Source organism: Mycobacterium sp. UNC410CL29Cvi84, assembly GCF_000686745.1.
GTDB lineage: Bacteria > Actinomycetota > Actinomycetes > Mycobacteriales > Mycobacteriaceae > Mycobacterium > Mycobacterium mucogenicum_B.
In genome coordinates, this window is record NZ_JMLM01000012.1 from 163829 (window position 1) to 189542 (window position 25714).

General features: G+C 67.7%; 25 protein-coding genes and 1 tRNA gene. 19 read left to right on the forward strand and 7 right to left on the reverse strand.

The window, feature by feature from the left end; genetic code table 11:
* Positions 1–17 precede the first annotated feature (17 nt).
* From BR47_RS0118420 to BR47_RS0118450, 7 genes are all read left to right on the forward strand, one after another.
* The gene (locus BR47_RS0118420) at positions 18–1205 is read left to right on the forward strand and encodes a cytochrome P450 (protein ID WP_029120416.1); all 1188 of its coding nucleotides are present in this window, start codon (positions 18–20) and stop codon (positions 1203–1205) included.
* The gene (locus BR47_RS0118425) at positions 1206–2060 is read left to right on the forward strand and encodes an SDR family oxidoreductase (RefSeq protein ID WP_029120417.1); all 855 of its coding nucleotides are present in this window, start codon (positions 1206–1208) and stop codon (positions 2058–2060) included.
* Complete coding sequence (cyp51, locus tag BR47_RS0118430) at positions 2057–3409, forward strand: lanosterol 14-alpha demethylase (protein ID WP_020098747.1); 1353 nt, start codon at positions 2057–2059, stop codon at positions 3407–3409. The genes BR47_RS0118425 and cyp51 overlap by 4 nt, the downstream gene beginning before the upstream one ends.
* Before the next feature lies 1 nt (position 3410).
* Positions 3411–3617: a ferredoxin Fdx gene (gene fdx, locus BR47_RS0118435; RefSeq protein ID WP_020098746.1), complete on the forward strand. Its 207-nt coding sequence runs from the start codon at positions 3411–3413 to the stop codon at positions 3615–3617.
* A 17-nt stretch (positions 3618–3634) separates the two neighbouring features.
* Positions 3635–4210 carry a nuclear transport factor 2-like protein gene (locus BR47_RS0118440; RefSeq protein ID WP_020098745.1) on the forward strand — a complete coding sequence of 192 codons (576 nt, stop codon included), beginning with the start codon at positions 3635–3637 and terminating at the stop codon, positions 4208–4210.
* Between the two features lie 92 nt (positions 4211–4302).
* Positions 4303–5433, forward strand: coding sequence for an NDMA-dependent alcohol dehydrogenase (locus BR47_RS0118445; protein ID WP_020098744.1), 1131 nt, complete (start codon positions 4303–4305; stop codon positions 5431–5433).
* 70 nt (positions 5434–5503) lie between these two features.
* A complete protein-coding gene (locus BR47_RS0118450) occupies positions 5504–5926 on the forward strand; it encodes a nuclear transport factor 2 family protein (RefSeq protein ID WP_177127400.1) in 423 nt (140 codons plus the stop codon).
* Here the strand turns inward: BR47_RS0118450 and BR47_RS0118455 are convergent.
* The 4 genes from BR47_RS0118455 to BR47_RS0118470 are packed head-to-tail and all read right to left on the reverse strand — an operon-like array spanning position 5914 to position 11285.
* A complete protein-coding gene (locus tag BR47_RS0118455; RefSeq protein ID WP_029104614.1) occupies positions 5914–6912 on the reverse strand; it encodes an NAD-dependent epimerase/dehydratase family protein in 999 nt (332 codons plus the stop codon). The two genes, BR47_RS0118450 and BR47_RS0118455, sit on opposite strands and share 13 nt — an antisense overlap.
* Entirely contained in the window at positions 6912–7877 is a 966-nt protein-coding gene (locus tag BR47_RS0118460) for an SDR family NAD(P)-dependent oxidoreductase (RefSeq protein ID WP_231506736.1), read from the reverse strand. Before BR47_RS0118460 ends, BR47_RS0118455 begins: the two co-directional genes overlap by 1 nt.
* Before the next feature lie 8 nt (positions 7878–7885).
* Positions 7886–10111, reverse strand: coding sequence for an MMPL family transporter (locus BR47_RS0118465; protein WP_029120419.1), 2226 nt, complete (start codon positions 10109–10111; stop codon positions 7886–7888).
* 7 nt (positions 10112–10118) lie between these two features.
* Positions 10119–11285, reverse strand: a complete 1167-nt coding sequence (locus tag BR47_RS0118470) for a thiolase family protein (protein ID WP_020098739.1) — start codon at positions 11283–11285, stop codon at positions 10119–10121.
* 461 nt (positions 11286–11746) lie between these two features.
* On the opposite strand from BR47_RS0118470, the gene BR47_RS0118475 reads away from it, so the two are divergent.
* Genes BR47_RS0118475 through BR47_RS0118495 form a run of 5 tightly spaced genes read left to right on the forward strand, consistent with a single transcriptional unit; the run spans position 11747 to position 16063 of the window.
* Complete coding sequence (locus BR47_RS0118475) at positions 11747–12370, forward strand: PaaI family thioesterase (protein ID WP_020098738.1); 624 nt, start codon at positions 11747–11749, stop codon at positions 12368–12370.
* A complete protein-coding gene (locus BR47_RS0118480; RefSeq protein ID WP_020098737.1) occupies positions 12371–13285 on the forward strand; it encodes an SDR family NAD(P)-dependent oxidoreductase in 915 nt (304 codons plus the stop codon).
* 15 nt (positions 13286–13300) lie between these two features.
* The gene (locus tag BR47_RS0118485) at positions 13301–14662 is read left to right on the forward strand and encodes a cytochrome P450 (protein WP_029120420.1); all 1362 of its coding nucleotides are present in this window, start codon (positions 13301–13303) and stop codon (positions 14660–14662) included.
* A 9-nt stretch (positions 14663–14671) separates the two neighbouring features.
* The gene (locus BR47_RS0118490) at positions 14672–15649 is read left to right on the forward strand and encodes an enoyl-CoA hydratase/isomerase family protein (RefSeq protein WP_020098735.1); all 978 of its coding nucleotides are present in this window, start codon (positions 14672–14674) and stop codon (positions 15647–15649) included.
* A 9-nt stretch (positions 15650–15658) separates the two neighbouring features.
* Complete coding sequence (locus tag BR47_RS0118495) at positions 15659–16063, forward strand: HIT family protein (protein ID WP_020098734.1); 405 nt, start codon at positions 15659–15661, stop codon at positions 16061–16063.
* Here the strand turns inward: BR47_RS0118495 and BR47_RS0118500 are convergent.
* Complete coding sequence (locus BR47_RS0118500; protein ID WP_020098733.1) at positions 16010–17524, reverse strand: sensor histidine kinase; 1515 nt, start codon at positions 17522–17524, stop codon at positions 16010–16012. The two genes, BR47_RS0118495 and BR47_RS0118500, sit on opposite strands and share 54 nt — an antisense overlap.
* Before the next feature lie 44 nt (positions 17525–17568).
* The gene (locus tag BR47_RS0118505) at positions 17569–18288 is read right to left on the reverse strand and encodes a response regulator transcription factor (protein WP_020098732.1); all 720 of its coding nucleotides are present in this window, start codon (positions 18286–18288) and stop codon (positions 17569–17571) included.
* Positions 18289–18420: 132 nt separating this feature from the next.
* On the opposite strand from BR47_RS0118505, the gene BR47_RS0118510 reads away from it, so the two are divergent.
* The 7 genes from BR47_RS0118510 (at position 18421) to BR47_RS0118540 (ending at position 24664) form a co-directional block, all read left to right on the forward strand.
* Complete coding sequence (locus BR47_RS0118510) at positions 18421–19725, forward strand: hypothetical protein (protein WP_020098731.1); 1305 nt, start codon at positions 18421–18423, stop codon at positions 19723–19725.
* A gap of 42 nt (positions 19726–19767) precedes the next feature.
* A tRNA-Thr gene (locus BR47_RS0118515) sits at positions 19768–19842 on the forward strand.
* Positions 19843–19885: 43 nt separating this feature from the next.
* Complete coding sequence (locus tag BR47_RS0118520) at positions 19886–20290, forward strand: HNH endonuclease (protein ID WP_029104612.1); 405 nt, start codon at positions 19886–19888, stop codon at positions 20288–20290.
* A gap of 17 nt (positions 20291–20307) precedes the next feature.
* Positions 20308–21705, forward strand: a complete 1398-nt coding sequence (locus tag BR47_RS0118525) for a threonine/serine exporter family protein (protein WP_020098729.1) — start codon at positions 20308–20310, stop codon at positions 21703–21705.
* A gap of 6 nt (positions 21706–21711) precedes the next feature.
* Positions 21712–22077 (forward strand): hypothetical protein, encoded by a 366-nt coding sequence (locus tag BR47_RS0118530; protein ID WP_020098728.1) that lies wholly within the window; start codon positions 21712–21714, stop codon positions 22075–22077.
* 95 nt (positions 22078–22172) lie between these two features.
* Entirely contained in the window at positions 22173–24170 is a 1998-nt protein-coding gene (locus BR47_RS0118535; protein ID WP_029120421.1) for a glycoside hydrolase family 183 protein, read from the forward strand.
* 2 nt (positions 24171–24172) lie between these two features.
* The gene (locus tag BR47_RS0118540; protein WP_036427565.1) at positions 24173–24664 is read left to right on the forward strand and encodes a hypothetical protein; all 492 of its coding nucleotides are present in this window, start codon (positions 24173–24175) and stop codon (positions 24662–24664) included.
* A gap of 4 nt (positions 24665–24668) precedes the next feature.
* Here the strand turns inward: BR47_RS0118540 and BR47_RS0118545 are convergent, their stop codons facing one another.
* On the reverse strand, positions 24669–25667 hold the full coding sequence (locus tag BR47_RS0118545) for an AraC family transcriptional regulator (RefSeq protein ID WP_029120423.1): 999 nt from the start codon (positions 25665–25667) through the stop codon (positions 24669–24671).
* Positions 25668–25714: the final 47 nt, after the last annotated feature.

Genomic DNA, 25714 nt, shown 5'->3' on the forward strand with positions numbered 1-25714 from the left:
TTCGCTCGCCCCGGCAAGTGGAGCTGCTGATCGACCCGTACAGCTACGACTTCCACGAGGACCCGTACCCGTACTACCGGCGCCTGCGGGACGAGGCGCCGATCTACCGGAACGAAAAGCTCAACTTCTGGGCCCTGTCCCGCCACGAAGACGTGCTGCGCGGTTTCCGGAACAGCACCGCGCTGTCCAACAAGCACGGCGTCTCGCTGGACCCGATCTCGCGCAACGACGAAGCCCACCGCGTGATGTCGTTCCTGGCCCTTGACGATCCGGCGCACCTGCGGCTGCGCACCTTGGTCTCCAAGGGCTTCACCCCACGGCGCATCCGTGAGCTGGAGGGCCGGGTCACCGAGATCGCCGTCCAGCATCTCGATGAGGCGCTGCAGCACAACACCTTTGACTACGTCGACGATTTCGCCGGCAAGCTGCCGATGGACGTCATCAGTGAGCTGATGGGCGTCCCGCAAGAAGACCGCGTGCGCATCCGCGCGCTGGCCGACGGCGTGATGCATCGCGAAGACGGGACGGCCGACGTCCCGGCATCCGCTATGGCCGCATCGGGTGAGCTGCTGATGTACTACGCCGACATGGTCAAGCAGCGCCGCAAGAATCAGTCCGACGACCTCACCTCCGCGCTGGTGGAGGCCGAGATCGACGGCGACAAGCTCACCGACGACGAGATCATGGCGTTCCTGTTCTTGATGGTCATCGCCGGTAACGAGACGACCACGAAACTGCTTGCCAATGCGGCTTACTGGGGATACCAGAACCCCGACCAACTGGCGCCGGTCTTCGACGACCACGAGCTGATCTCGCCGTGGATCGAGGAGACGCTGCGCTACGACACCTCCAGCCAGCTCCTGGCCCGGGCCGTCGTCGAGGACCTCGAGTTCTACGGCACCACCGTCCCCGCCGGTGACGTGCTGATTCTGCTGGCCGGCTCGGCCAACCGCGACGAGCGGGTGTTCGAGGCGCCCGACGAATACCGCATCGGCCGTGACATCGGTTCGAAGCTCGTGAGTTTCGGCAGCGGCGCGCACTTCTGCCTGGGCGCTCACCTGGCACGGATGGAAGCCCGGGTCGCCCTCACCGAACTGTTCAAACGTATCCGCGGCTACGAGGTCGACGAGGACAACTGCGTCCGCGTCCACTCGAGTTCCGTACGCGGATTTGCCCATCTCCCAATGACAGTGAAGGCACGCTAAATGGCCCGTTTCGAACCACACCCTTCCCGCCGCCCTGCCATCGTGGCCGGCGCCTCGTCCGGCATCGGCGCCGCGACGGCGACGGCACTCGCCGCGCGCGGCTTCCCGGTCGCGCTCGGCGCCCGCCGGGTGGAGAAGTGTCAGGAACTCGTCGACCAGATCAAAGCCGAAGGCGGAGAAGCGATCGCGCTGCCGCTCGACGTCACCGACACCGGATCGGTCGAGAACTTCGTCGCCAAGGCGACGGCCGCTCTCGGGGACATCGAGGTCCTGGTCACCGGTGCCGGTGACACCAACTTCGGCCGGCTGCACGAGATGAGCACCGACGAGTTCGCCGAGCAGTTGCAGATTCACCTCGTCGGCGCCAACCGGATGGCCCGCGCCGTTCTCGACGGCATGGTCGAGCGCCGGCGCGGCGACCTGATCTTCGTCGGCTCCGACGTGGCGCTGCGCCAGCGTCCCCACATGGGCGCCTACGGCGCCGCGAAGGCCGGGCTGGTCGCGATGGTCACCAACTTCCAGATGGAGCTGGAAGGCACCGGTGTCCGCGCCTCGGTGGTGCATCCCGGCCCGACCATGACGTCCATGGGCTGGAGCCTTCCGGCCGAGAAAATCGGCCCGGCCCTTGAGGATTGGGCCAAGTGGGGGCAGGCCCGCCACAGCTACTTCCTGCGCGCGGCCGACCTGGCCCGTGCCATCACGTTCGTCGCCGAGACCCCGCGCGGCGGGTTCATCGCCAACATGGAACTGCAGCCCGAGGCGCCACTGACCGAGGCCAAGGATCGTCAGTCGCTCGCGTTGGGCGAGCAAGGGATGCCGGAACCCGCGGACGCGAGGAGCAATGAGAGCAAATGACCATTACCAAAGAGGTACAACGGGTTTCGGGTGGCGCCGAGGAGCATGGCCACCTGGAGGAGTTCCGCACCGACCCGATCGGCCTGATGCAGCGCGTCCGCGACGAGTGCGGTGACGTCGGCTGGTTCCAGCTGGCCGACAAGCAGGTGGTGCTGCTGACCGGCGCCGAGGCCAACGAGTTCTTCTTCCGCTCCAGCGACAGTGAGCTCAACCAGGCCGAGGCCTACCCGTTCATGACCCCGATCTTCGGTGAGGGCGTGGTGTTCGACGCCGATCCCGAACGCCGTGCCGAGATGCTGCACAACACCGCGCTGCGCGGCGAGCAGATGAAGGGCCATGCCGCGACCATCGAGCGCGAGGTCCGGCGGATGACCGAGAACTGGGGCGAATCCGGGGAAATCGACCTGTTGGAGTTCTTCTCCGAGCTCACCATCTACACCTCGACGGCCTGCCTGATCGGCCCAAAGTTCCGCAACCAGCTCGATTCGCGGTTCGCGAACTACTACCACCTGCTCGAGCGCGGCACCGATCCGCTGTGCTACGTCGACCCGTACCTGCCCATCGAGAGCTTCCGCATCCGCGACGAGGCCCGGGCCAACCTGGTCGAGCTGGTTCAGGAGGTCATGAACGGCCGAATCGCCAACCCGCCCACGGACAAGAGCGATCGCGACCTGCTCGACGTCCTCGTGTCGATCAAGGACGAAGAGGGCAATCCGCGCTTCAGCGCCAACGAGGTCACCGGCATGTTCATTTCACTGATGTTCGCCGGGCACCACACCAGCTCGGGCACGTCGTCGTGGACGCTGATCGAACTGCTGCGCCACCCCGACTTCTACGCCAAGGTCCAGCAGGAGCTCGACGACCTCTACTCCGACGGCCAGGAGGTGAGTTTCCATGCGCTGCGCCAGATTCCGAACCTGGACAACGCCCTGAAGGAGACCCTGCGCCTGCACCCGCCGCTGATCATCCTGATGCGCGTCGCGCAGGACGAGTTCGAAGTCGCCGAGCACCCGATCCACAAGGGCCAGATGGTGGCGGCCTCACCGGCGATCTCCAACCGGATTCCCGAGGACTTCCCCGACCCCGACGCCTTCAACCCGAACCGGTACGAGAAGCCGCGTCAGGAAGACCTGCTGAACCGGTGGACCTGGATCCCGTTCGGCGCCGGCAAGCACCGCTGCGTGGGCGCCGCCTTCGCGCAGATGCAGATCAAGGCCATCTTCTCGGTTCTGTTGCGCGAGTACGAGTTCGAGATGGCTCAGCCCCCGGAGAGCTACCAGAACGACCACTCCAAGATGGTCGTCCAGCTGGCCCGGCCCGCGACCGTCCGCTACCGGAAGCGCGCCTGAAATGGGCAGCTACCGCGTTGAGGTCGACCGCGATCTGTGCCAGGGCCACGCCATGTGCGCCTTGGAGGCACCGGACTACTTCAACGTCCCCAAGCGCGGCACCGTCGAGATCCTCGACGAGGCCCCACCCGACGACGCGCGCGACGAGATCGAACGCGCCGTCGCCGAGTGCCCCACGCAAGCCCTGTTCATTCGCGAAATCAGCTGAAAACAAAGGACAAGACAATGACGTCATTCCCCCGCGAACAACTCGAAGAGTGGGTCGAGCGGTGGCTGCAGGTCAACCGCGACGCCGAAGCCGCCGGCGACTGGAAGCCCATGGCCGACTTCTACACCGACGACGCCACGTACGGCTGGAACATCGGCCCCAAAGAGGACGTCATGTGCCTCGGGAAGGCCGAAATCCGCGACATCGCACTCGGTTTGGAAATGGAAGGCCTCGAAGGCTGGAAGTACCCGTACCAGCGGGTGGTGATCGACGACAAGCAGGGCGAGGTGGTCGGTTTCTGGAAGCAGATTGTCGGCGTAGCCGACGATTCAGCAGAAGCGACCGATTCCGTTCAATACGAGATCTACGGCATCGGCGGCAGCTGGTTCCGGCTGGAGAACGTCGACGGCGAACCGAAGATCGCGTGGCAGCGCGATTTCTTCGACTTCGGCCACGTGCAGAAGCTGTACCTGGACCTGATGACGGCCGGAAAACTGTCGAAAGGCATGCAGCAGCGCATCCAGCGCAGCCTGGCCGGCGAGCAGCTGCCCGGCTATTACCCCCTCGGCGAGGCTCCCGTCCCGATCTGGTGAAACCAGCCGAGCGGTTATTGGGGGTGGGGTGTGACGAACGTAACTTTTCCCTCTACGCTAACTGAAACAGGTTCTAGTGGAAGGCACATGCGGTGAAGACAAAAGGTGCTCTCATCTGGGAGTTCAACAAGCCGTGGTCGATCGAGGAGATCGAGATCGGTGACCCCGTCAAGGACGAGGTCAAGATCCAGATGGAAGCCTCGGGCATGTGCCACTCGGACCACCACCTGGTGACCGGCGACATCCCGATGGCCGGATTCCCCGTCCTCGGTGGTCATGAGGGTGCGGGCATCGTGGTCGAGGTCGGCCCCGGTGTCGACCACATCGCCGTCGGCGACCACGTCGTGCTGTCGTTCATCCCCTCGTGTGGTGAATGCCCGTCGTGTCAGGCCGGCATGCGCAACCTGTGCGATCTCGGCATGTACCTGCTGACCGGCACCGCAGTCTCCGACGGCACCCACCGCGTCCACGCCGCCGACGGCACGCCGGTCCTCCCGATGACCCTGTTGGGCACCTTCAGCCCGTACATGGTGGTGCACAAGAGCTCGGTCGTGAAGATCGACCCCACCATCCCGTTCGAGGTAGCCTGCCTGGTCGGCTGCGGCGTCACCACCGGCTACGGCTCGGCCGTCCGCAGCGGCGACGTCCGCCCCGGTGACGACGTCTGCATCGTCGGTGTCGGCGGTGTCGGTACCGGCGCACTCCAGGGCGCGCTGAACGCCGGCGCCCGCAACGTCTTCGTCGTGGATCCCGTTGAGTTCAAACGCGACAACGCGCTGAAGTTCGGCGCCACCCACGCCTACCCGGACATCTTCAGCGCCATGGCCGGCGTCGCGGAGGTCACCGAGGGCCGCATGGCCACCAAGACCATCGTCACCGTCGGTGAGCTGCACGGCGAGGACATCGACAACTACCTGAACATCACCAGCAAGGGCGGCACCTGCGTGGTCACCGCGGTGGCGAACATGGCCAGCCTGGACGTGAAGCTCAACCTGTCGATGCTGACGCTGATGCAGAAGCGCCTGCAGGGCACCATCTTCGGCGGCGGTAACCCGCACCACGACATCCCGTCGCTGCTGGCCATGTACAAGGCCGGCCGCCTCAACCTCGACGACATGGTCACCCGCCAGTACAAGCTGGAGCAGATCAACGAGGGCTACGCCGACATGCTGGAGGGCCGCAACATCCGCGGTGTCATCCGGTACACCGACGCCGACCGCTGAACCCACTTCCGCTGATTCGGCCTGGGGCACCTCCCAGGCCGACTCGGCGTTGTCTGTAGGAGGAAAACCCTTGTCCGACAACCCTGTTGTCATCGCCTCGCAGTCGTCGTGGCGATGCGTGCAGACTCACGACCGCGAGGGCTGGCTGGCCCTGATGGCCGACGACATCGTCGTCGAAGACCCGATCGGCGAGGCCGTCACCAACCCCGACGGCACGGGAGTGAAGGGCAAGGAGGCGCTCGCCGCCTTCTACGACACCAACATCGGGCCGAACCAGCTGACGGTCACGTGTGAGGAGACGTTCCCGTCGAGCTCACCCGACGAGATCGCCTACATCCTGGTGCTGCGCACCGAATTCCCGAACGGCTTCGTGGCCAGCGTCCGCGGCGTCTTCACCTACAAGGTCAATGCCGCGGGACTCATCACCAACCTGCGCGGGTACTGGAATCTCGAGGCCATGACGTTCGAGCAGCCAGCCGATCAGGCCAACTGATTGTCGGCGTAGAACCGGGCCGCACGGCGAATCGCATTCACCGTCGGCTCCGGTTCCCAGCCCAGCTCCCGCCGCGCCTTGCCGTTGTCGGCCGGTGACGTCATGTGCAGCAGCCGCGTAATGGTGACCAACGGCGGAATCTTGCCCGGGCGTACCGCACGCAGCGGCTCCGTGGCGTAGGCACCCGCGTACATCGCGGCCTTGGGGACCCCGAATCGCGGTGGCCGGACGCCGGTTTCGTCGGCCGCCGTCTCCAGGATGGTGCGCAGCGGCAGGTAGCTCTCCGAGATGATGTACCGCTCCCCCACGCGGCCGTGCTCGGCGGCCAGGAGCAGCGCGCGGGCGGCGTCCTCGATACCGACCACTTCCGCGGCCGCGTCCGAGGCATAGAACCGCATCCGGCCGGCCGCGGTACGCGCCACGATCTCGCCGTGCGGCGTCGGCTGCCAGTCCCGCGGGCCATAGGTGTTCGACACACACATCGCGACGGCCGGCAGTCCCCGTTGCGCCGCCGCCTCCAGCACGAGTTGTTCTGCGGCACGCCGTGATCGGACGTAGTCGCCACCCTTGTCGGCCCAGTTGAACGGCGTGTCCTCGGTGACGACCGACCCGTCGTCACTGACGGCGATGGTGCAGATGGTGCTCACGAACACGAACTTGTCGAGATCGGCGTCGACCGCGATGTCCAGCACCCGCCGCAGTCCGTCGACATTGGTACGGAACAACGGCGCCGGGTCCGGCAGCATGGCCCGGGCGTCGACGACGCAGTAGAAGACGACGTCCCGATCGGCCATCGCGGCCCGCACCGCGTCGTCGTCGAAAATGTCTCCGTAGCACCGCTCGACGTCGAGGTCGTCGATGCCGCGGGTCGGGCTGGTCTCCCGCAGCAGCACCCGGACGTCGTCGCCGCGCTCGACGAGCTGGCGCGTCACGTGGGAGCCCAGGAAGCCACTGGCTCCCATGACCAGTGACTTGCGTGGTGCCATCAGGCGCGCGGCCCGACCGGCCGGCCGAGCAGGCGGTCCGGTTGCGACCACCACGGCGCGGCGTCGGACTCGCCGATCCCGGTGATGTCGTTGGCTTCGATGAAGTACTCGTGCACCCGCTCGGGGTCGACGGCCGGTGCGCGCTTGCCCCACTTGACCGAGAGGAAACCGCTGTCCCCCATCGATTTCTGGTGCAGCACATAGGGAGACATCGACCGCGCACCGCGGCCGACGGTGACCCCGCCGAACGTCCACGCGATGTACGGCAGCACCCGGCGCCAGTACACCTGGCTGAACGTGCCGCGCTCCCGCAAGATGTTCGTGCCTGGCATCACGCCGGGATCGAAGTACGCCGCGGACATGCCCTCGGGCACCAACCACCCGGCCGCGCGGGACAGGTAGAACAAGCCGAGCTTGGTGCGCGCGTAGGCCTGAACACCGTCGTCGCTCGGCAGGCACTGCTCGGCGAGCGGTTTCCATTCCGCGGTCTTCACCCGCGCCAGCCGCTGGAACAGCGTCTGGCGAATGGTCGGGGACCCGACGATCATGACGCGGGCATCAGCCGCCAGCTGCGGGCTGATCCGCGCGAGCAGCGCATGCGGACCGAAAAGGTTGGTGGCAAGGGTCAATTCGATGCCGTCGGGGCTGAGTTCATGGGCGTCGTTGCGCAGCACCGCGGCATTGAGCACGACGGTGCTGAGCGGCGGGATGACGCCGTCCGTCACCAGGCGCGCGATCTCGTCTGCGGCGCGGCGCACGCTTTCGCGCGAACCCTGATCGCACACCACGATGTGGGTGGTGCCGTCGGCCGCGCGGTCACCGAGCAGCGCCTTGAGTTCCTCACCCCGCTTGGCGTTCCGGACGGGCAGCACACAGTGCCAACCCGGTGTTCCCACGACCCGTTTCGCCAGTCCGAGCCCCAACCCGGAGGTGGCGCCCGTCAGCAGCAGACTGCGTGTGGCCATCTGATTCATCACCCGACTTCCGCTGGAACCGACGAATTGCTGGACGGTGCACCCTCATTCAGGCCGATGCGGGCGTGCAGCCGTGCCAGCGGGGCGGGCGCCCACCAGTTGGCCTTGCCCAGCAGCACCATGACAGCCGGGAGCAGGATGGTCCGGATCACGATGGCGTCCACCAGGATCGCGACCGCCAGCCCGAACCCGAAGATGCGCAGGAACGACACCTGCGAAGCGACCAATCCGGCGAATGTGATCGCCATGACGAGCGCCGCGGCGGTGACGATCCGGCCGGTTCCGGCCAGGCCGAGAGCCACCGATTCGCGACCGGCCGCATCGGATTTGTCCGAGGCAAGCCAGAATTCGCGGATGCGGGCGATGATGAACACCTCATAGTCCATCGACAGCCCGAACGCGACGCAGAACATCAACACCGGCATGGTCGACACCAGGGTGCCCACGACGGTGGTGCCCAGCCCGCCGAGGTGGCCCTCCTGGAAGATCCACACCAGCGCCCCGAACGTCGCGGTGAGCGACAAGGCGTTGAGCACCAATGCTTTCAGCGGGATGATCACACTGCCGCTGAGCAGGAACAGCAGGACGAACATCACCACGGCGATCAACCCGAGCATCGTCGGCACCCGGCTCGCGATGGCCTCGACGCCGTCGCGGTTGGACTGCGCGGCTCCCGTGAACAGCGGCGTCATCCCGGCCGGCGGCGGCACCGCGTGCAGCCGGTCCAGCGCTTCGTCGGACGCCGCACTGAAGGGCAGCGTCGTGGTGGTGACGGTCAGGAAGCTGGCGTCTTTACCGGTGCCGGCCTCGTGCCCGGCGGGCCCGATCGCGCGGCCGCCCGCGTAGGTGGCACCCGGTCCGGCCGCGGCCACCACGGTCGGCACCTTGGACAGCTCGGCGGCGTAGGCGTCGATGGCGGCGTTGTCACGGGACCCGTTGCCGTGCAACAGCACGATGTGCACCGGCAGCCCGGCGTCCTGCGTGAAGTCGCTGCGCACGTGGTCACCCACCTGCCGGGCCGACGATGTGGTCGGCAGGATGCGGTCGTCGGGGAAGCCGAACTTGATGTTGAGGAACGGCAGTCCGACGATGACGAGCGGAATCAGGGTGACGGCGGCGGCGATCCTGGGGCGACGCATCACAGCGTGCGTCCAGGTGTACCAACGTGATTCGGTGAGCGGTCCACGCTGGCCCGGTTTGCCGATCCGCTTGCCGGCGACGCGGATGGCGGCCGGCGTGATGACGAGGGCTGCGAGTGCGGCCATGACCACCACCGATACCGCGCCGTACGCGAACGACCGCAGGAAGTACATCGGGAAGACCGCCATGGTCGCCAAACACAGCGCGACGGTGGCCGCTGAGAACACCACCGTGCGACCCGCGGTGCGCATGGTGCGCCGCAACGCCTCGTCGGGGTGGGAGCCGTCGCCGATCTCTTCGCGATATCTGCTCACCAACAGCAGTGAATAGTCGATCGCCAGGGCCAGGCCGAGCGCCACGGCAAGGTTGAGCGCGAACACCGAGACGTCGACGAACTCGGCCAGAACCCGAAGAATCGCAACGGAACCCGAGATCGCGAAGGCCCCGACCGCCAGCGGTACCAGGGCCGCGACCACGCCGCCGAAGACCCACACCAGGACCAGGAACGTCAGCGGCAGCACGATGGCCTCACTGAGGGTCAGGTCGTGGCGACTCTGCTCGTTGACGGCGGAGTACACCGCCCCGGGACCGCCCGCCGAGATGGTGAGGCCCGGATCGCGTTGCCCGACATAGCGTTCCACCAACGCGGTGGAGGACGCGATGCCGGTGGTCTCGTTGCCGTCCATGAAGGCGATGACCAGGGCCGAGCGCCCGTCCTTGCTCACCAGGCCGGCCGCGACCGGATCGGGTGCCTCGAACGGCGACAGCACCCGCGCGACGTGTTCGGTGCCGCGCAGCTCGGTGACCAACCGGTCGACCTGTGCCCGCAGAGGAGCAGCGGTCACCGGCACCCCAGGGTCGCTGGCCTGCACCAACAGGTTCAGATTCACGAAGCCGCGGTGGAACTCTTCGGTGAGCACCTTGTTCGCGCGGTTCGACTGGGCGTCGGGGTCGGTGAAGCCACCGGCGCCGAGCAGGTCCGCGACGGGAGCGGACAGGATGCCGAAGACCGACATCAGCATGACGGTGGCGACGAGAATCCGTTTGGGCGCGGCGATCACCACGCGCGAGATCAGCTCGAGCATCGCCGCGTCACGCCGCCGGCGGGAAGACGTTGAGCACGACGGCGGCACCGAGGCCACCCGCGCTGACGATCGCGCCCGCACCGATACCACCGCCGCGGCGCTGCAGTTCGTTGATCAGGGTGCCGGCCACACGGGTACCGGAGGCGCCGTACGGGTGGCCGAGTGCCAGGCCGCCGCCGTGGACGTTGAGCCGGTCACGGCTGATGTTCAGCGAGCGTTCGTAGGCGATGCCGATCGAGGCGTAGGAGTCGTGGACGTCGTACAGGTCAACGGCTTCGGTGCTGACGCCGGCACCGTCGAGGGCCCGCCGGGTGGCGGTGATCGCCGCGTCGGTGGCCCGCTCGGGCTCCGAGCCGACGACCGACCAGCCGATGATCTCGGCCAGCGGGGTCAGGCCGTGGCGGCTGGCGAACTCGGGATCGCAGATCATCATCGCGGCGGCGCCGTCGGTGAGGCCCGTCTGGTTGCCGGGCGTCACCGTGCAGTCCTCGCCGAGGAACGACGTCAGCGCCGACAGGTTGGTCATGTTGAATTCGCGGCACGGCAACTCGTCGGCGAAAACCTCTGTGCCGTCGACGGTTACGGCGACCTTCTCGGTATCCAGGACGCCGCCCTCGATGGCGTCCGAGGCCAGGGTGTGCGCCCGGGCCGACCATTCGTCGACCTCTTCGCGCGTCAGTCCGAACTGCCGCGCGGTGCCTTCGCCGAGAGTCCGGGCCAGGTCTAGTGCGGGCATCTCACCGATGCCGGGATGCATCGGGGCGATCTTGGTGTCGGTGATACCGGTGGCCGCGAAATGCGGACCGGCCAGCGGCGACGCCGAGGGCGTGTTCAGGCCGCCGGCGATGACGCACTTGCCCATGCCGGCCTTGATGGTCGCCACCGCCTGGTGCATCGCCATCATTCCCGACGCACACCAGCCGCCGACCGCGACGGCGGGAGTGTCCAGCGGGAGTCCCATGTCCAAGGCCGAGTACCGGGCGATACATCCGCCGCCCTGCAGCACCTCACCGAGCACGATGTTGTCGATCAGTTCGGGGTCGACACCCGAGCGGTTGATGACCTCGCCGATCACGGTGCTCGCCAGGTCGAACTCGGAAACGTTGGCCAGTCCGCCTACCAGCGAACGCGTGAACGGGGTTCGCGCATACGCAACGACTACGGGATTGGTCAAGGTTCTTGCCCTCCTCGGCAACGACGTCCGCGTGCGGCACCGCGCAATCCGCGGACTGCCCAGAACTGTCGCGTACGTGCGGACATAACGGCATGGCTGCACTTCGTGGTGCTGATTCCAGCTACTAACGGCAATAGTTTGTAGCACGCAATTCGAACCCGGTCTATATTCCATCAACGTAAATATCCACGTCAGAGGCGTTAATTGTGAATTTAGCGAACTAGTTAGAACTTGTTTCAATATTTGCCTATGGCACGAATCGGTGTAACCCCCGTCACAGCCGGAACGACGTTGGCGCACAACCGATAACAACGTTTCAAACGCCATCCACCGGCGCCCCGAATCGGCCCGTTGACCGCGCAGTCAATTCGGCGAAGCCCGTCGCTGTGGCAAACCGTCAGCCACCCATGCAGCAAACTCTGGGCTCGACAGCATCCGGTAGAACATGTTCTAGTAGCGACATGCTCGACTTCAGCACCGACACCCTCAGCCCGGAGGAAGCCGAACGCCTCCGCTCCGTATTCGAGCCGCTGACCCAATCGGTCCGCGAACTGATGGACGCGACCGCCCGCAGCGACGCCGATGCCGACGTCATCGCAGCCGCGAAAGCCGAAATCGATTCGGCCACCGCGCGTTTGCGCTCCAAGCAGCTGGAGAAGACGTGGGGCCTGCGCTTCACCACCGAAGGCGAATGGCTGCCGTGGACCAATGCCGTTGTGGGCCTGCGCAACCCGGTCGCACCGCCGCTGACGGTCGTCCTCGAGGCGACCGACTACGTCTGGTCCGAGTTCTCCCTCGGCGCCGCCTACGAGGGCCCGCCGAACCACGCGCACGGCGGCGTCTGCGCCATGATCCTCGACCACGTGCTGGGCGAGGTGGCGTCGAACGACGGCACCACCCGGTTCACCGGCACCATAAACGTCAAGTACGTGCGCCCCACCCCGCTGGGCAAGCTGCGGGCCGAGGCACGAATCGTGCGCACCGAGGGTTTCAAGGCCTACGGGGTCGCCCACATCGCCGACGACCAGGGCGTCACCATCGAAGCCGAAGGCGTCTTCATCCAGCCCAAGTGGGCCCGCGGCTAGATGGCGCGGTCAATCGGCGCCAAAGACTGGCTCAGCGCCCACATTCCCGACCAGACCGGCCGCACGGTCCTGATCACCGGCGCCAACGGCGGTCTCGGTGCCGCCACCGCGCGGCATCTGGCGGCCGCCGGCGCCCGGGTGATCCTGGCCTGCCGCCGCCCGGCACAGGCCGAGGCACTGGCCGCCGAAATCGGTTCTGCCGCGCAGACTCTGAATCTCGACCTGGCGAGTCTGGACTCCGTCAAGTCGGCCGCGGCTGCGTGCGGACCGGTCGACACCGTGGTCGCGCTGGCCGGGGTGTGCCACGTGCCCTACGGCCTGACCGCCGACGGTTTCGAACTGCACACCGGCATCAACCATCTCGGACACTTCGCGTTGGTCGGCCAACTCCTGGACCGGATCACCGATCGGGTCGTGGTGGTCACCAGCCGCGCGCACGAGTTCGTCGGGCGGCCGGGATTCGGCAAGCTCATGCCCGCCGACCCGGGCTGGCGGACCCGTCGCTACTCCGCGTTCGACGGCTACTGTCAGGCCAAGCTCGCCAACCTGCTGTTCGCCAATGAACTGCAGCGCCGACTGAAGGCCGCCGGGAGCACGGTGAAATCGGTATCCGCACAACCCGGTTGGGCCGACACCGACGCCGGTATGCACTCGGGCCGCAAGTGGGGCGACCTCTCGTGGCGCGCCTCGTGCCGGGCCATCGGCCAGCCGGCCGACGTCGCGGCCCTCTCGATCACCTACGCCGCCGCCGCGGACGACGTTGTTGGCGGTGGCTATTACGGACCCGACCGGTTCTTCGGCATGCGCGGACTACCGGCGCCGGCCAAAGCCGGCCGCGCGGCCACCGACCAGGCCCTGATGACCGCGAATTGGGTTGCCGCCGAACACCACACCGGTGTCCGGTACGACATCTGACGACAGGAGCCGACCGTGTCAACCGACGCACCGGACGTCGCCCGGCTGCCCCTCGCCCCCGACGTGCCCTTGACTCTCCGCGAGCGCATCGCCGCAATCCAGGTGGCGCACAGCGGATGTGAGACGTTCCGCGACGCCGGCGGGCCCGTCACCACCGTGCGCATCGCACCGAAGTGGATGATGCCGCCGATCATCGCCGTCACCTCGCCGCAGGGTGCCCGCGACGTCCTGACCGCCACGTACCCGGCCGTCGACCGCGACTTCCCGTTCATGACCGAACAGCAGAAGCTCAACGGCGGCTCGCTGCTGAACTTCAGCCACAAGGAATGGGTCGGGCGGCGCCGCATGCTGCAACCGGTGTTCACCACCGCGCGCATCGCCGAACTCAACGAGCAGATGTACGACATCGCCACCGACGCCGCGACCTCGTGGCGCGACGGGTCCGAGATCGACCTGGACCAGGAGAGCCGCCGGATCACCATGCGGGTGCTCGGCCGCACCATCATGGGATTCGAACCCGGTTCGTACACAGACGAATTGGTCGATCCGCTACGCCGCATCAGCAAGTACATCGCCGACCGCGGCCGCGCGCCGGTGAAGCTGCCGAGCTGGGTGCCGACCAAGGAGCGGCGCTTCGCGGTCCGGTTCAACAAGGTGGCACACGATCTCGCCGCGCAGATCCTGCGGGACTGCCGCGCCGATCCGCTGCTGAGCGCGCCCCTGGTCCGCGCCATGATGGAAGCTCGCGACCCGGAGACCTCAGAACCGCTGACGGACGAGGACATCTGCCACGAACTCGTCATCTTCCTGGCCTCCGGACTGGAGACCACCGCGACGACGCTCGCCTACGCGCTGTGGGCACTGGGCCGTCATCCCGAGATCTTCGACCGGGTCGCGGCCGAGGTCGCCGCGGTCGACGAGGCCGCGCTGCGGACCAATCCGCGCAGCCACCTGCCCTACACCGTCAGCGTCATCCAGGAGGCCCTGCGCCTGGGCGGCCCGACGCCCGCCGTGATGCGCATCGCGCGGCAGGACATGGCCGTCGACGGCTTCCGCGTCGAGGCCGGCAGCATGCTCATGGTCGGCGTCTACGCCATGCATCGTGACCCCCAATTATGGGACCGGCCACTGGAATTCGACCCCGATCGGTTCAGTGGGGGCCGCTCGCGCATGCAATGGCAGTTCCTGCCGTTCGGCGGCGGGCCACGGTCGTGCATCGGTGAGTTCTTCGCCCTGACCGCGGCGACCCTGGAGCTCGCGTCGATCGTCCGGCACTGCCGGCTGACATCGCGCGGCACCACGTTCCCCATCACCGCGCCGCTCACCATCGTGCCGGACGGGCCCATCCCGGCCCTGGTCCAGACCGTGAACTCCTAGGACGACGCCGTGCCACGACGAGCCCCCGTACGCACCGCCGAGCTGAATCTGGAAACCCTGACGCTGCACCAGGACGGCCGCGTCCTCACCGCCCAATTCGACGATCCGCCGAACCAGTTCCTGTCGCTGAGGCTGGTCAAGGACATGGACAAACTGACCCGCGCGGCAGATCAAGACCCGTCGGTGGGCGCGGTCATCCTGACCGGCACCGGCGACAAGTTCATCTCGCACTCCGAACCCGAACAGGTGCAACTGTTCTTCCAGATGGCGACGCCGCCGCTGCCGTCGCGCGCCGTGACCTGGTCCATCAAACTCAACAACGCAGCCATGCGCGTGCCCGCCCTGCTCAGGGCCACCGAGACCCGCGGCGGCGACTGGGGCACCGGCATCGTCTACAGCGCCATCCTCAAGCGGACCATCACCCGGATGAACCGGTCGGGTGTCGTCTACCTCGCGGCCATCAATGGCGCGGCCCTCGGCGGCGGGTTCGAGCTCGCACTGTTCTGCGACCTGCGCATCGCGGCCGACGCCGACCAGGTCCGCATCGGTCTGATCGAGATTCTCGCCGGCCTGGTACCGGGAGGCGGTGGGAGCCAACGGCTTCCGGCCATGCTCGGCATGTCCGCCGCGCTGGAGCACATGCTGGAAGGCCGCCCACTGACCGCGCGTGAGGCACTCGACGCGGGCGTCGTGCACCGGCTCGCCCCTGCCGAGGGGTTGCTCGATGATGTGCGGGCCACCGCGCAGCGCCTGTCCCGCCGCTCCCCCTACGCCGTCGCGGCCGTCAAACGCGCCGTCTACTTCGGCGGTAACAGGACGTTGTCCGGCGCCCTCGACTTCGAGCTCGCGGGATTCGTCGGGACCGGCCGCAATCCACGAAAGCACTTGACGGCGGACGCTTTTCAGCAGGATTACGAGACCATCGGCGACAGTCCCTTCGCCAGGGACATCGAGCCCTGGCTGTCGGGCACCCGCGTCGAGCAATAGGCTGGACCCATGCCGTCCGTCTTCACCATGATCATCAACCGCGACCTGCCGGGCCGATTCGTCTACGAGGACGACGACGTCGTCGCCTTCCTGACCATCGAGCCCATGACTCAGGGTCACACCCTGGTCGTGCCCCGGGCCGAGGTGGACAACTGGCAGGACCTCGACCCCGAGCTGTTCAACAAGGTGATGGCGGTGTCGCAGAAGATCGGCCGCGCGGTGTGCTCGGCCTTCGACACCGAGCGGGCCGGCGTCATCATCGCCGGACTCGAGGTGCCGCACCTGCATGTGCACGTGTTCCCGGCCCGCAACCTGTCCGACTTCGGGTTCGCCAATGTGGACCGCAACCCGTCGCCGGAATCACTCGACGAAGCTCAGGCCAAGATCATCGCTGCCCTCGGCACCGTCGGCTGATTCGGCAGGGTCGGCGGCGCCGCCGACCCGCGGCAGCCGGACCGTGAAGCGGCAGCCCTGCCCCGGCGCGGTCGTCACCGTGACGACGCCGCCGTGCGCCCGCACCAGCGAGTCGACGATCGACAGTCCGAGGCCCGTGCCGCCGCTGGTCCGGGTACGTGACGAGTCGGTGCGGTAGAAGCGCTCGAAGATGCGGTGGGCGTCCTCGGCCGACAGGCCCGGGCCCTGATCGCAGACCTCGAGCACGGCATCGGTGCCGACGGTGCCGACGCGCACCGTGATGCCACCGGTCTCCGGCGTGTGCTGCACGGCGTTCATGACAAGGTTGCCCAGCACCTGGCGCAGCCGCGCCTCGTCGCCCAGGACTTCCGGGGTCCCGGGCCCGTCCAACAACTCCAGCGACACCGTCCGCCGCGGCGCGATGGACCGCGCGTCGTGCACCGCATCGGTCGCCAGGATCAGCAGGTCGACGGGCCGCTGCTCCAGCGGTCGCTGCTGGTCCAGCCGTGCGAGCAGCAGCAGATCCTCCACCAGCAGACCCATGCGCCGGGCCTCGCTCTCGATGCGGCTCATCAGCATCTCGACGTCGCTGGCGGCACCCTGCCGGTACAGCTCGGCGAATCCGCGAATGGTGGTCAGCGGCGTCCGCAGCTCGTGACTGGCGTCGGTGATGAAGCGGCGCATCCGCTCCTCGGACGTGCGCGCCGTCTCCGCCGATTGCTCCGACGAGGCCACCGCGTTCTGGATCTGCGCGAGCATTCCGTTGAGCGCCAACGACAATCGGCCGACCTCGGTACGTGAGTCCCGCTCGGGAACACGACGGTCGAGCTGTCCCGCCGCGATGTCGGCAGCCGTCCGCTCCACCTCGACGAGGGGCCGCAGGCTGCGGTGCACCGCGACGTACCCGGCGATACCCAGGATCAGCAGCACCGCGGCGCCGATGCCGACCTGCGACCACGCCAGCGCCCGCACCGTCGACGCCACGTCGGAGAGGTCGATAGCGACCGTCGTCAACTCCCCGGCCGGACCGCGCACCGTCATGGCGCGCCATTTCACGTCGGAGTGGTGGATCGAGCCCACCGTCGTCGGCACCGGGCCGACGTCATTGCTGTCCGGCAGCGCCGGCTGCGCGTCGTTGTCGTTGACGGCGATCCACACCCGCCCGTCAGGATCGATGCCGCGGACGTAGAAGTTCGACGGCGGCCGCGCCGGGTTCGGGCCTTCGATCGGCGTGGCCGGGATACGCCGCGGTTCCTGAGCCCAGCTGCGCGAGGCATCCAGCAGCGTCTCGTCGACGCGGTTGATCAGGCTGTGCTGCATGATCGAGGTGACGGCGACGCCGGAGGCCAGCAGACCGCAGGCCGCCAGCAGTACCATCGCGGCGACCAGGCCCACCCGCAGCGGAATGCCGCGGGTACCGCGCCACTTCCCGTCGCTGCGCTCGCCCAGTCGACGTCTCATCACTCCATTGTTGGCGATGCCCGCCCAGGAATCGCGGAATGTACTCAGCGCGGCTCGCGCAGGACGTAGCCGACACCCCGCAACGTGTGCAGCAGGCGCTTCTCGCCGGTGTCGATCTTGCGGCGCAGGTACGACACATACGACTCGACGACGTTCACGTCACCGCCGAAGTCGTAGCGCCACACGTGGTCGAGGATCTTCGGCTTCGACAGCACTGTGCCCGCGTTGATGATGAAGTAACGCAGCAGCGTGAACTCGGTGGGCGACAGCGAAACCGGTTCGCCGGCCTTCCACACCTCGTGGGTGTCCTCGTCGAGCTCGATGTCGGCGAACGTCAGCCGGGCACTGCGCGGCTCTTCGACACCACGGCCGGTGCGGCGCAGGATGACCCGCAGCCGGGCCACGACCTCTTCCAGGCTGAACGGCTTGGTGACGTAGTCGTCCCCGCCGAGCGTCAGGCCGGCCACCTTGTCCTGCAGGCTGTCGCGGGCGGTGAGGAACAGCGCGGGCGCATCGATACCGTCGGCGCGCATCCGGCGCAGCACGCCGAACCCGTCCATGCCGGGCATCATCACGTCGAGGATCACCGCGTCGGGCTTGACCTCGCGGGCCTTGTCGAGCGCGGCGGGGCCGTTGGAGGCGGAGTGCACCTCGAAGCCCTGAAACTTCAGGCTGACCGACAGCAGCTCGACGATGTTCGTCTCGTCGTCGACTACCAGGATCCGCGCTTCGGGGGTCGCCTCAGGAACTGCAGCCATGGCCATGCAGCCATGGTCCTCGCAGGCCTTAAATCCTCCCTGCCTGGTGGCTGTGAAGATACTGTGAGTCGCGCGGTCATTTGCCAGACCTCCAGCACCTCGGCACATCAGATGTGACCGGCGCCATACACTTGGCCGATGGATTTGGGTAAAGCCCTGTCAGACCTGGCCGCGACGCCGTTCAAGATCGCCAGCGTCGGCCTCGAGATCGCCGGCGACACCGTTACCGCCGTACAGCGCGGCCTCAACGGCAGCGGGCCGGCCATCGTGGCCCCGTCGATGAGCCGCATCTTCGGCTTCGACGACGCCCTGAGCCGGGCCGGCCGCCTCACCCGACTGATCGACGACGACGCTCCACTGGGCCGGGCGCTGGCACCGGGCGGCGTGCTCGATCGGTTGCTTCGCCCGGGTGGTTTGGTCGATCAGATCAGCCAGGACGGCGGCCTCCTCGACCGTCTCACCGCCGAGGGTGGTGCCGTGACGCGGGCGCTGGCACCCGGCGGGATCATCGACCAACTGACCCTCGACGGCGGCTTGCTGGATCAACTGACATCCGACGAAGGCGCGTTGTCTCGAGTGCTCGCCCCGGGCGGCTTCGCCGAGCAGGTGCTGGCCACCGACGGTGTCGTGGACCGGGTACTCAGCGAGGACGGCATCGCGGCCCGCCTGATCGCCAAGGACGGACCGGCCGACCGCGTCCTCGCCGACGGCGGCGTGGTGGACCGGCTGCTGAGCGCGGACGGCATCCTCGACCGGCTGCTCGAACCGGGCGGGCCGGCCGACCGCGTCCTCGCCGACGGCGGCGTCGTTGACCGCGTGCTGTCGGCCGACGGCATCCTCGACCGGGTGCTCGCCCCCGGTGGGGTGGCCGACCGCGGTCTCGCCGAAGGCGGTGTCGTGGATCAGATGCTCGCCGACGGCGGCATCGTCGATCGCGTCCTGCGACCTGAAGGCATCGCCGATCGGTTGGTCGGCCAGGGCGGTATCGCCGACCGCCTGCTCGCCGACGACGGGGTCGTGGATCGGGTGCTGCGAGCGGACGGCATCGCCGACCGTCTGCTCGGCGACGGCGGGCCCGTCGACAAGATGCTCGCCGACGGCGGCCTCGTGGACCGACTGCTCAGCGAGGGCGGTATCGCCGAACGACTGCTCGACGAGGGCGGTGCGATCGACGTCCTCACCGCACCCGACGGTGCCCTGATGAAGTTGAACGACGTCGTCGACAACCTCAACCAGCTGGCACCCGTGCTCGCCGGGCTCGCCCCGACCGTCGACAAGCTGTACGACGCGGTGCTGGTCCTCAACGACGCGGTGAATCCGCTGAGCAACATCGCCGGGCGCATCCCGCTGAGCCGCCAGCGCGGCAAGCGCGCCGCCAAGGCCGCGGCCGCGCGGCAAGCCGTTGACGAGAATGGCCAGGGCCAGCCGGGATCCGGCCACTGACCCCCACGGGTTAGGATTCAGGGCGGTTCCGTCGAACCGCATGCCTCCGTAGCTCAGTGGTAGAGCACCCGCCTTGTAAGCGGAAGGCCGTCAGTTCAATCCTGACCGGGGGCTCCATTAGCAGCCGCGGCTTGTCGGTGGCTCGTCGTAGCGTCCGTGCATGAGGTCATGCCAGGGTTGTGGCAGTCCGCTCGTGAAGCGCAGCCAGAGGGTCTACTGCAGTAACGCGTGTCAGGCATCGGCCCGCAGCGACGCCCGAACGAAACGTTGGCTCGAGACCGGCGAGGCGTATGTCGCCACCTATCACGATCACTACATCCGCCGATACCTCGCCGGCGCCCAGTCCGGCTGCTGCGCGATCTGCGGCGGTAACGCAACCTGGCAAGACCTGCCGCTGGCGCTCGTACTGGACCACATCGACGGCGACCCGACGAACAACCGTCGGGAGAACCTGCGGCTGATCTGCCCGAACTGTGACTCACAGCTGCCGACGTACAAGAGCCGCAACCGTGGCAACGGCCGCCACTTCCGTCGCGAGCGATACGCCAATGGGCAGTCTTACTAGGGACCTACGATTCTCTTGTGACACTGCGCGATCGCGTCGCCTCCGCCCGGCGGCGAATTCTCGGCGACCGGCCGTCCACCGCCGACACCGCGGGCCTGCCCGTCATCGCGCCCGCGCAGCCCGTCGACCTGAGCGACGAACGCGCCGTTACCGAAGTCGTCGAGCTGGCGATGAACGTCGGCGAGGTGCTGCTGGACTCCGGCACCGGTGCCATCGACACCAGCAAGCAGATCGCGTTCGTCGCCGCGACCTACGGCCTGCCGGACTGCGCCGTCGACGTCACCTACAACGCCATCCACGTCTCGGCCCGGCGCGGTCCGGGCCTGCCGCCCACCAGCTACATGCGCACGGTGAAGTACCGCTCGCTGGACTACACGCGGCTCGAACAGCTGGACACGCTGCTCCGGCAGATCGGCCGCGGGCATCTCGGCCTCAAGCCCGCCCGCGCGGCGCTCGACCACATCGTCGCCGCCGACCATCCGTATTCACGCAAGGTCGCGCTGTCCGGTTGGGCGCTGATGGCGGCCGCCGTGACGCTCATGCTCGGCGGCAGCCCGACGCTCGCCGTCGTCTCGTTCGTCACCACCGCCGCGATCTACGGAATCAATGTCTCGCTCGCCAAGTTCGGCCTGCCGTACTTCTTCCAGCAGGTCATGGGCGGTTTCATCGCGACGGTGCCGGCCGCGTTCATCTACAAACTCGCCCTCGAGCACAGCGCCGTCGTGGCGCCGTATCGCATCATCGTGTCCGGCATCATCGTGCTCATGGCCGGGCTGTCGCTCGTCGGTTCGGTGCAGGACGCCATCACGGGCGCGCCCGTCACGGCGGCCGGCCGGTTCATCGAGGTGATGGTCTACACCGCGGGCCTGGTCGGCGGCGTCGGCATCGCGCTGCGCCTCACCTCCGCCCTCGGCGCCAGCCTGCCGCCCATGCAACAGGAGGTACTGCCCTACGCGCCGCTGCCGATCATGGTGCTCACCGGCGGCCTGGCGTCAGCGGCCTTCGCGCTCGCCAGTTACGCGTCACTGAAGGCGCTCACCACCTCGTTCGCATCGGGTGCCGTCGGCGCCGGACTGGTCGGGTCGACCCTGAACGCCGGGCTGGGACCGATCGTCGCGTCCGCGGTCGCCGCCACGGTCGTCGGTCTAGCTGGTGGCTTGCTGGCGCGGCGCGCCGTCGTCCCGCCGATCATCGTCGCCGTCGCCGGCATCACTCCGCTGGTGCCCGGTCTCGCGGTCTACCGCGGGCTGTCCGAGATCATGGCGGGCCAGACGCTGGCCGCCATCTCCAATCTCTTCACCGCCGTCATGGTCGGCTGCACGCTGGCCGCCGGCGTGACCCTCGGCGAATGGACGGCGCGCACCATGCGACGCCCACGCCTTCCCCGCCTGCTGCTGGGCTCGCGCGTAGCGTAGGGCGTCATGTCCGAAACCGGAATCTGGATTGCCTGGGGACTGCCCACCCAGGGACGGGAACTCCAGGCCCTCGCGGCGCTGCGCGATGCCCGTGGCTACCTGCAGGCACTCGTCGACGACGGTCGGATCGAAGGTTTCGACGTCACGGTGCTACGTCCCCAGACGACGGAGCTGGGCGGGTTCATCCACATCAAGGGCACCCGCGTGCAGATCGACATCCTGCGCCGCACTGGGGATTTCGAGCGCTGGGCCACCGGGATCCAGCTCATCGCCGACCGGGTGGCCTTCGTCGACAGCTGGGTCGATCGCGGCATCGACCACGCCATCGAGTTGTACGAGGATGCGCTCCGCGAGGCCGGCCTGCTCCGCTGACGGTATCGAGACGGAAACAACCCCGTCGAAAATCTCCCGCGGCTCGAGCCGATGTTGTTCCATTAGTTAATTAGCTGGAACAGCAGGGAGACACGATGAGCGCCGCACGCTACGTCGGCAGAGTCGGAAGGCTCGCCGTCGCACTCGGCATCGGAACCGCGATCGCATCCGGCCAGGCCGTCGCATGGGCCGACCAGACTGAAACAGGAGCGCCCGCCGGCGCGGCAGCCTCCGCGACAGGCGAAACCGCCGGGGCGCCCGGCACTTCGGGCAGCCCCACGAAGCCGCGCCGAGACAAGCCCAAGCCCAAGAAGGGTGACGACAAGACCGAGACACCGGCGGCGGGCACCACCGGCGACAGCTCGTCCAATCCCAAGACCGAGACCACGCCCGACCCCAAGGCCGACAAGCCGGCCAAGGGCCGTGATCGCAAGAACAAACCGAAGAACGACAACGTCAACGACGCGGCACCGGCCGCCGCGGTCCCGCAAACCCCGAAACGCCCACAGCTGACGCCGACCAAGCCGGCCGGCCCGCAGGCCGCGGCACCCAAGCCGGCCGGCGTGGCGGCCGTCGCACCGACGGTCATGAAGGTCACCGCCAGCGCGGTCACGGCGGCCCCGAGCCCCGTCTCGGCGACGACGAACCTCCTCACGCCCAACGTCACCGCGCCCACGGTCAAGCCGACCAACCCGGTGGCCGCAGTGATGAAAGCCGTTTCGGGCGCGCTGAATTGGGCGTTCAACCCGTTGGGCAGCCCGGCCCAGCCCACACTGGCGTGGACCGTGCTGGCCTTCGCACGCAAAGAGATCGACAACCTCCTGACGGCGATCAAGCCACAGAACGTCGTCAGCGCACTCACCACCACCGGCCAGGTGCTGAGCAACCCCCTGGCCGCGGTCACGGCGGCCATGAACCCGCGGCCGGCCTGGCCGAAGCCGGGCCAACAGATCACTGCCTCAACAAGTTTCGTCGACTGGGTTACGGGCAACTTCGCGCCCAACGACACCTACAACCGCTTCGGCGTCTGGGGCACCGACGTCGGCACCGCGTGGGACAACGGGATTGCCGACGATCCCAGCACCCCGATCAACGAGCATCAGGTACTGATGGCGTTCGGTGACACCTTCAGCGGCCCCAACATGACCGGGAACTGGCTCAACAACATCCTGTTCCGCTCGTCGGACGCCAACCTCGCCGACGGCATCTCGATCCCGGCCGGTCAGTGGCTCAACGGCAACATGTTCGGCGGCACTCCCCTGTCATCGGCGACGACGGCACGCCAGATCATCCTGCCCGCCAAACTCCCCGCGGGCCTGCCGTCCGGCGTGACGCTGATCCCGACCTCGGGCATCTCGGTGCCGACGCCGGGCACCCAGTTCGGCGCCACCCAGTACCTGAGTTTCATGTCGGTCAAGCAGTGGGGCGCGCCCGGCCAGTGGACGACGAACTACTCGGCCATGGCCTACTCGACCGACAACGGCGAGAACTGGACCATCGCACCGCAGAGCGTCCGGCAGAACTGGGGCGGCAACGCCAATTTCCAGCAGGCGGCCCTGGTTCGTCCGGGTGACGGCTACGTCTACTCGTACGGCACACCGAACGGGCGCGGTGGCGCTGCCTACATCTCGCGGGTGGCCGAGGCCGACATCCTCGACGCGTCCAAGTACGAGTACTACAACAAGGGCAGCGCGGGTGGCTGGTTCGGCATCGGCGCGATCAAACAGGGCTGGTACAAGGACCCGTCGAAGGCCGGCGTGGTGTTCGGCCAGGACACCGGAGCATGCGGCATCGCCAAAGCCGGGAACCACGTCAGCGAGATGTCGGTGCAGTACAACCCGACGCTCGGCAAGTACGTCACGCTCTACGCCGACCAGTTCAACAACGTCGTGCTGCGCACCGCCGACGCCCCGCAGGGCACGTGGTCGGCGGCCACCGTGCTGATGCCGCAACAGAACGGCGGAATCTACGCGCCCATGATGCAGCCCTGGTCACCGTCGACCCTGGGTACCGGTACCGATCTGTACTGGAACCTGTCACTGTGGAGTGAGTACAACGTCATGCTGATGAAGACCGATCTCACGAAGCTCTAGCCATGATTCGCACGGCCGTCGCGATGGCCGCGGTCGCCATGGCGACCGCGGTGGCACCGTTGTGCGCGGCTGATCCCGTTGCGCCGCAACAGGATCAGCTGTGTCCGCCGACGGCCGACGAAGCCACCACCATGCCGACGACGCCCGCGCCCACCGCGGGCGCCAACACGCCGCTGCAGTGCCACGAAGGGCGTTGGCAGCCCGTCGCGCTGCCCGCTGAACCCAGCGACCGCTGGTGGAGCACCGGCCCCGTCATCGCCCTGCGCGGGCAGGGCATGCGCAATCCAAACCTGATGTCCGGCAAGTGGAGTGGCACTCCGCTCGGCCCCGGGAACCGCTGCCACGTCGAGCAGCGCGCGGTGATCAGCGCCGGTGTGGTCAGTGCGCCCGCGGCAACCGACGGCGGACCGGACCAGACGCTGCACTTCGACGTGGCACCCACGGCGTCGTCGGTCGAGTTCTCCGGCTACTGCCTCTGGACGCGGCTCGGCTGAGTTGTCAGCGCCTGCCATTGCGGTAGGCCGTGGGAGTCGTCCCGAACCACCGCTTGCACGACCGCGTGAGCACACTCTGTTCGGCATAGCCGAGATTCCGGCAGAGCTGGTCGAGGGTCAGCTCGGTATCGAGCAGTAACCGCTGCGCAGTGTCCCGGCGGGTCTGGTCGACCAAGTCCCCGAACGTCGCGCCCTCGGCGGCCAGGCGCCGCTGCAGTGTCTTCGGGTGCAGCCCGATATGACGGGCGATGTCCTGCAGTCCCACCGCCCCACCGGGCAGCAACTGACGGACCAGGGTGCGAACCAATTGGGTTGTGGCAGGCTCGGATTCGCCGATGGTGCTGATGAGGTAGTCCATGGCCGTCTGATGCGCGATCCGGTCGGTGGGCAACGGTCGCGCCAAGTCGGCGGCGCGCAGCGTGAACCCGGCGACCGGTTCACCGAACGACGGCGGGCAGCCGAAGTAGGCCTGGTACTCGCCGGCCGGGGTGCGTGCCGAGTGCGGCAGGTGTACGGCGAGCGGGCGGTAGTCCGGGCCCAGGAAAAGTCGCAGCACCTGCAGCGTCACACCGAGCGACAACTCGATGGCCTGCGCCTGCGGCGGCGCCGGGTCCAAGAGGTACTCGAACTCGAAGCGGCGCAGGTCGGTTCCGACAGGGACGGTGATACGGGCACTGATCGCGGGACTGTAGGCGGCCATGAACTTGTCGAAGATGACGAAGGCATCCGCGACCGTTTCGGCGTTGCGCGCCGCGAGCCCGACGGGTCCGAGGATGTCGATGCTCTGGCGCAACGCGAGTCGACGTCCGAAATCGGGGGTGCGCAATGCCACGGCGGCGAACTCGAGCGCCTGGGTTCCGCTGGGCAGGGAGATGAACCGATCGTGACGGCCGATGTCCGCGCTCGCGATATTCGCCGCGGCAAGAAGCGCGTCACCGTCGCCGCCGAGTTCAGCAACCAACTCATGAAAACTCGTCAGTGCCGTGCCTCGGATGACCGACATGTCTCTAACTGTCAAAAATTTGTCGCGAAATGTCAAGACACGAACCG